Below are 6,977 nucleotides of genomic sequence, written 5' to 3'. Positions count from 1 at the left end.
GATCGGGAGCGCACCGGCAAAAATGGGACGAGGTGTGACTGCTCTACACGACTTCTCCGGCGGGTCCGCGCCGGATCCAGGCGACGACGAAGATCACCAGTCCCGCAACCAGGGCGGCGAGTACCCACAGGACGACGAGGTAGTCGATCCACGAGCCGATCGGCGGGGATCCCGGCAGGAAGTTGCGCAACGGAATCGTCGCGAAGAGCATCGCGCCCATCCACCCCAGGGTGGTCACCTCGACCTTGCGCCGTCCCCGCAGCACGAGGATCGCCACGACGAGGACGAGCGCCGGGATGACCACCATGAGCGTGAGCAGGACGATCCCGAACGCGATCGTCGACCCTGATCGCGATACCGAGATGTCCACGGCGTTCACGCCCTCACCCAGCGGCGTCTCGGAGACGGTGATGTCCCAGCCTGGGATGCCGCGTTTGGAGGGCTGCACCGTCGTGGGCAGCGGATTCGACTCCCCCGCCGCGTCCTCCTGCAACGCCGTCATGATCGAGCGCACCGTGTACCGGTCGAACGGCCAGTTCTCGATCTGTCCGTCCATGACCAGCGACGTCTCGATCGGCGAGATGAGGTCGCCCTCGGCGAACTGCGTCGCCTTCGACCCGGCCACCGCGGAGACGAGCACACCGAAGGGCCGATGTGCGATGAGGCCGTTCGTCACCGTCCCGTTCTCGCCCTGCGTGGGCAGGATCGACACGGTGAAGCGGTTCGTCGCGGCATCCATCTTCTCGGGCGTCAGCGACAGCGCCACGGTGTCGCCCGAGGTCTCGCCGTCGCCGCTGCCCACGATGTCGCCGCTCCCGGCGTACAGACCCACCACGGTCGCGTAGAGCGCGACGAACAGCACGACGGAACCGACGATCCAGAGGACCGGGCGACGAGAGGACGCGGGGCTGCTCACGGAGTCAGTGTGGCAGAGCGCGGGGACGGACTTCGGTGCCCCCGACAGGATTCGAACCTGCGACGCCCGCGTTAGGAGTGCGGCGCTCTATCCCCTGAGCTACGGAGGCGGGACTGCCTTCCAGCCTACTGCGAGCGTGCCGCGGCGCCGACGCGGAGCTGGGCGGCGAGCGCGGCATCCCACTCCCCCGGCTCGGACAGCACGGCCTCGCGCACGTCCACGCCGTTCGCATCGACGGTCGCGACGCACACGAGCAACGACTCGAGCACGACATCGTCGTGCGGATCGCGGCGCAGGATCGACGCCGACGGGTCGGACGTGGATGCCTCGACCACCGCCAGCCACGGACCCCACCAGTCGTCCCCCTCGGCGATTCCCGCGCGACGGAAGTCCTCCAGCCAACGACCGACCCGCGGGGTGGTCGGATCGTCGGGACTGTGGTGCGCGATCATGTGCGTGCCCGGGGCCAGGCGGGTGCGGTGGGCGGCGAGTCCGTCCCATTCCACGACGGTGGCGCCGTCGGCATCGACCTCCACGAGGTTGAAACCCCGCGTGACGGGCGCGTCCGGGAGCGACCCGTCGACCGACTGCAGCGGGATGCCGCCCCGGCTCACGACCTCGTCGTCGGATCGCCCGGACAGGTCCTCGCGGTTCAGCAGCACGGCCAGGCGTCGCGCACGCGGGTCGACGGCGAGCCATGCTCCGCCGGCGCGCTCGTCGCGGATGCCGCGTACGTCGGGCTGCTCCGGCCACCACTCGCCGAGCCGACGCCACGGACGGTTCCGATCCTCGTCCCGGACGGCCAACACCCGGACGGGCTGGCCGCTCTCACGCGGGACGTCAACGACCACGGTGCACATTCCCTCCACGCTACCGGCGCGGGGGGCGGTGGTGGGCGGGTGCGGGCTCGAGCACTCGGCCCGCGGCATCCGGCGCGCGGCATCCGGCGCGCGTCCCGCATCCGTCCCGAGAACAGGGGATGCCGTGGGCAGGCCGATCGCGCCGGAATCGGCCTGTTCCGGGCGCGGCGCCTGTTCTCGTGACCCCGCCGCGCGACCCCGACCTGGGAGACTGGTGCCATGTTCGTCGTCGTGGGAGTGACCGGAGGCATCGCCGCCTACAAGACCGTCGGGCTCGTCCGGCTGCTGGTGAAGGCGGGGCACGATGTGCACGTCGTGCCGACCGACGATGCGCTGCGGTTCGTCGGGCTGCCGACGTGGGAGGCGATCAGCCGCAATCCCGTCACGACGTCCGTGCATGAGGACGTCGCGCGGGTGCGGCACGTGTCGCTCGGTCAGTCCGCCGACCTCGTGATCGTGGCGCCCGCCACCGCGAACACCCTCGCGTCGATGACCGCGGGGCTCGCGGCGGACCTCCTCGGCACGACCCTCCTCGCGACGACCGCTCCGGTCGTGGTCGCTCCCGCCATGCACACCGAGATGTGGCGGCATCCCGCGACCGTGCACAACATGGACGTGCTCCGCGCGCGCGGCGTGCACGTCGTCGGCCCGGCGGACGGCGCGCTCACGGGGGGCGACAGCGGTCCCGGGCGCATGTCGGAACCCGAGGAGATCGTCGCCGCCGCGCTCGCCCTCGTGGAACGGCCGCGCGATCTGGCCGGACTCTCGGTGCTCGTGAGCGCCGGCGGCACCCGCGAACCGATCGACCCCGTGCGCTTCCTCGGCAACCGATCCAGCGGCCGCCAGGGCGTCGCGATCGCCCGCGCCGCAGCCGACCGCGGCGCCACCGTCACCCTGGTGGCGGCGCACCTCGACGCCGATGTCCGCCCTGATCCGCGCGTCGAGGTCATCTCGGTGGGTACGGCCGACGAGCTGGGACGGGCGATGGATGCCACCTCCCCCGACGCCGATGTCGTCATCATGGCCGCGGCGGTCGCCGACTACTCCGTCGCCGCGGTGTCGGAACACAAGCTCCGCAAGCAGGACACGCCCGGCGGCCTGACCCTCGAACTCGTCGAGAACCGCGACATCGTCGCGGGGCTCGTCGCCAGCCGCCGACCGGGTCAGACGATCGTCGCGTTCGCCGCCGAGACCGTCGACAGCCAGGACGAGCTTGTCGAGCGTGCCCGCGCCAAGGCGGCTCGCAAGGGAGTCGACCTTCTCGCCGCGAACGCCGTCGGATGGACGAGCGGGTTCGAGACGGCGGACAACGCCCTCACGATCATCGGGCGTGACGGCGAGGTCGTCGGCGAGGCATCCGGTTCCAAGGCGGAAACGGCCGACGCGCTGCTGGACGCGGTGCTCGCGGTGCGTTCGCGCTGAGGCCGCGCGGGCGGCGACGGGCATACGGTCGACGCGAGCGCACCGCGCCCGTGCCGAGACCCCGGCGGTGAGTCAGTAGCCCGTGGAGTATGACAGTTGTTCGATCAGCGGTGCCAGCGAGCTGAACAGGACCACTGCCCAGATCGTCGCGACGATGATGGTGATGGCCATGACCGCGATCCATCCCCAGACCGGTCCGAGTCCCTTCCCGGTCTGACGCCGCAGGATGACCCCGCGCCCGATGATGTACACCGCGCCGCTGGAGACGACGAAGACGAAGAAACTCCACGCCCAGTGGAAGGGCTTCTGGATGCCACGGGCGCGAAGCTGGCGCCAGTCGAGGTACGAGAACAGAACGGTCAGTCCGGCGATGACGAAGCTGAACGCGGAGGCCCCGGCCGAGACGGCCAGCGACGCCGACGCCGCATAGGGAGCCTGCTGCGGGTAGAGCGAGGCGTACATCGACTCCTGGAGGTAGGTCGACCAGTCGAACAGGAACAGCGGGATCAGCGCGACGAGCGGCAGGACGACGACGAGCCAGATCCAGACGGTGTTCGTCGGGATGTCGGCGCGGCCAGATGCCGGCGTCGCCTCGGCGGGCGTGCCAGTGTAGGCGGGCGTGCTCGGGTATGCGGGCGTGCTCGGGTATGCGGGGGCGCCGGGGTAGGCGGGCGTGTCCCGGTCGGAGGTGCCCGACGTCGCCAGCGGCTCGGGCGGGGTGACGGGCGGCACGTGCGGGCTCACGGGCTCTGCCGGACGCGGCGCTTCGTCAGCGGGGGCGACCGGCGGCTCCGCCGCGGACGCACGCACCTCGTCGGTCCACGCGGTGCCGCTCCAGCGACGGAGTCCGCCGCTCCCCGCGGGGTCGGGGTACCAGCCTTCGGGCGGAGTGGGCGTGTCGGTCATGTCGTTCCCCCTGTGATGCTGCGGCATGGCGTGCGTGTCCCCCGAGTCTAGTGACGACCCCCGACGTCATCGGAAGTCCCTCGACGCGTGCGAGACCCCCACGCGGAGGTCGGTGAACCCGTCGGCGACGACGTTCGTGACCCCCTCGACCGACCGCTCGAGCATGCCCCGCACGATCAGGGCGGGCGATTCGCGCACGATCCGGCGGTACTGGTTCAGACCCCCACCAGCAAACGATGTTCATGAGGCCGTGCTCGTCCTCGAGGTTGAGGAAGGTGATCCCGGATGCCGTCGCCGGTCGCTGGCGGTGCGTGACGAGCCCCGCCACCTCGACGCGGCGATCGGTCTCGGCCGAACGCAGTTCCCGCGAGGTGAGCACGCCGCGCGCGTCGAGGGCCGAGCGGAAATGGGTGAGCGGATGGTCGTCGGTGGAGAGTCCCGTCGCCCACAGGTCCGCGGCGAGGACTTCGTAACTCGACGGGTCGGTGAACAACGGCGGCTGCACGAAGGCGACCGAATCGGGCAGGAACTCGGGCCGGTCGAGCGCCGCCGAACCCGACAGCCAGATCGCCTCGCGTCGCGAGTGCCCGAGGCACTCGAACGCGCCGGCCGTCGCGAGAGCCTCGAGCTGCGCGGTCACGAGCCCCGTGCGACGCACGAGATCGCGAAGGTCACGGTAGGCGCCCCCGCGCTCCCGCTCCGCCACGATGCGCTCGGCGACCTTGGCACCGATCCCCGTGACACCGGCGAGCCCCATCCGCACCGCGAACGCTCCGTCGCGACGGTGTGCCTCACTCTCGTCGGGTGCCGAACGGTCGAAGTCCCCGGTAGGAGGTTGGTCGGCGCACGCGCACGCGTCGAGCCCGGTCGCGGGGCGGCGGCGGTCGGCATCCGGGCTCCCGGATTCATCGTCGAGCGGCTCGAGTCCCGCCTCGACTCCGGACCGCAACAGATCGGGGCGCCGCACCCGCACACCGTGGCGGCGGGCGTCGGCGGTGAGCGTCGCGGGCGAGTAGAACCCCATCGGCTGCGCGCGCAGGAGCCCCGCGAGAAACGCCGCCGGGTAGTGCAGTTTGATCCAGGAGCTGGCGTAGACCAGCAGTGCGAACGAGAGCGAGTGCGATTCGGCGAACCCGAAGTTCGCGAACGCCTGGATCTTGGCATATAACTCATCGGCCACCGCGCCCACGAGCCCGTTCTCCGCCATACCGGCGTAGAGCTTCTCGCGCAGCGAATCGATGCGTTCGAGCCCGCGCTTCGACCCCATCGCGCGCCGGAGGAGGTCGGCGTCCTCGGCGGTGCAGTTGCCTACGGCGACGGCCATCTGCATGAGCTGCTCCTGGAACACCGGCACGCCCATGGTGCGCTCGAGCACCGGTCGGAGGTTCTCGTGGACGTAGGTGATCGGCTCCTGTCCGAGCTTGCGCCGCACGAAGGGATGCACGGCGCCGCCCTGGATGGGCCCGGGGCGGATCAGCGCGATCTGCACCACGAGGTCGTAGAACCGCCGGGGCTGCAGGCGTGGCAGCAACCCCATCTGCGCGCGGGACTCGACCTGGAACACCCCGATCGAGTCGGCGCGGCACAGCATGTCGTAGACGGCCTTCTCCTCCTTCGGCAGCGTCGACAGCTCCCACCGCTCGCCCGTGGCATCCCGGATCAGGTCGAAGCAGTACTGCAGCGCTGCGAGCATGCCGAGCCCGAGGAGGTCGAACTTCACCAGCCCCATCCACGCGGCGTCGTCCTTGTCCCACTGGATGACCGTGCGATTCTCCATGCGGGCGTGCTCGATCGGCACGACCTCGCCCACCGGACGATCGGTGAGCACCATGCCCCCGGAATGGATGCCGAGGTGCCGCGGGGCCTTGAGCAGCTCGGACGCGAACTCGATGACCTCGTCGGGGATGTCGTGGTCGGCACCGGTCTCGAGCGTCGCGCCCCACCGTTCGACCTGCTTCGACCAGGCATCCTGCTGGCCCGGGGAGTGACCGAGGGCGCGGGCCATGTCGCGCACCGCGTTCTTGGGCCGGTACTGGATGACGTTCGCGACCTGTGCCGCACGATCGCGACCGTAGGTCTCGTAGACCCACTGGATGATCTCTTCACGGCGATCGGAGTCGAAGTCGACGTCGATGTCGGGTTCTTCGTCGCGCAGGCTCGACAGGAAGCGTTCGAACGGCAGACGGTAGAAGATCGAGTCGACCGCGGTGATGTCGAGCAGGTAGCACACGGCGCTGTTCGCCGCCGATCCTCGCCCCTGGCACAGGATGCCACGGCGCCGGGCCTCGGCGACGATCCCGTAGACGATGAGGAAGTAGCCCGGGAAGTCCTTCATCTCGATGACCGCGAGTTCGCGTTCGATGCGGTCGCGATCGGCGGTGGAGAGCTTCGGATACTTCCGCGGCACGGCCTCCCACACCAGATGCCGGAGCCACGACATCGGCGTGTGCCCCTCGGGGACCGTCTGCTTCGGCAGCGCGGGCTTGGCGCGCCGCAACGGGAAGGCGAGCTCGTCGGCGAGCGAGACGGTCCGCGCGACCGCCCCCGGGTACCGGGCGAACCGCGCCGCCATCTCGGCACCGGAACGCAGGTGCGCCCCGGCGTGCGCGGGCAGCCACCCGTCGAGTTCGTCGAGACTGCGATTGGCGCGCACGGCGGCGACGGCCGCGGCGAGCAGCTCCTTCTGCGGGGCCGCGTAGTGCACGTTGTTCGTCGCGAGGACGGGGAGGCCGCGCTCAGCGGCGAGAGAAGCGAGCAGGTCGTTGTGGGCCGAGTCGAGCGGGCTGCCGTGGTCGATGAGTTCCACCTGCACGGACTCCGGCCCGAACAGATCGACTAGGCGGTCGAGCGCGCGGGCGGCTCCCGCCGGACCC

4 protein-coding genes, 1 tRNA gene and 2 pseudogenes are annotated in these 6,977 nt (G+C 70.7%); 1 reads left to right on the top strand and 6 read right to left on the bottom strand.

Annotated elements, in window-relative coordinates; all coding sequences use genetic code 11:
- Window positions 1-43 precede the first annotated feature (43 nt).
- From I5G_RS24275 to I5G_RS19915, 3 genes are all read right to left on the bottom strand, one after another.
- Window positions 44-916, bottom strand: a complete 873-nt coding sequence (locus I5G_RS24275) for a DUF4436 family protein (protein ID WP_148286362.1) — start codon at window positions 914-916, stop codon at window positions 44-46.
- 36 nt (window positions 917-952) lie between these two features.
- Window positions 953-1,025 (bottom strand) — tRNA-Arg (locus I5G_RS01300).
- A gap of 16 nt (window positions 1,026-1,041) precedes the next feature.
- On the bottom strand, window positions 1,042-1,776 hold the full coding sequence (locus tag I5G_RS19915) for an NRDE family protein (RefSeq protein ID WP_022877437.1): 735 nt from the start codon (window positions 1,774-1,776) through the stop codon (window positions 1,042-1,044).
- 219 nt (window positions 1,777-1,995) lie between these two features.
- On the opposite strand from I5G_RS19915, the gene coaBC reads away from it, so the two are divergent.
- Window positions 1,996-3,198 carry a bifunctional phosphopantothenoylcysteine decarboxylase/phosphopantothenate--cysteine ligase CoaBC gene (coaBC, locus tag I5G_RS01290; RefSeq protein WP_022877436.1) on the top strand — a complete coding sequence of 401 codons (1,203 nt, stop codon included), beginning with the start codon at window positions 1,996-1,998 and terminating at the stop codon, window positions 3,196-3,198.
- A 72-nt stretch (window positions 3,199-3,270) separates the two neighbouring features.
- Here coaBC and I5G_RS19910 read toward each other — a convergent pair whose 3' ends face one another.
- The 3 genes and pseudogenes from I5G_RS19910 to I5G_RS19905 all read right to left on the bottom strand — a co-directional run.
- Complete coding sequence (locus I5G_RS19910; RefSeq protein WP_368843830.1) at window positions 3,271-3,942, bottom strand: hypothetical protein; 672 nt, start codon at window positions 3,940-3,942, stop codon at window positions 3,271-3,273.
- 84 nt (window positions 3,943-4,026) lie between these two features.
- Window positions 4,027-4,104 (bottom strand): annotated as a pseudogene (locus tag I5G_RS27070) (hypothetical protein); the annotation flags it as partial.
- Window positions 4,105-4,170: 66 nt separating this feature from the next.
- Window positions 4,171-6,977, bottom strand: a pseudogene (locus I5G_RS19905) (error-prone DNA polymerase); the annotation flags it as partial.

This window comes from Microbacterium sp. B19 (assembly GCF_000333395.1).
Taxonomy (GTDB): domain Bacteria; phylum Actinomycetota; class Actinomycetes; order Actinomycetales; family Microbacteriaceae; genus Microbacterium.
Note: the sequence above shows the minus strand (reverse complement) of the source record. Positions and strands in the feature narration are given on the sequence as shown.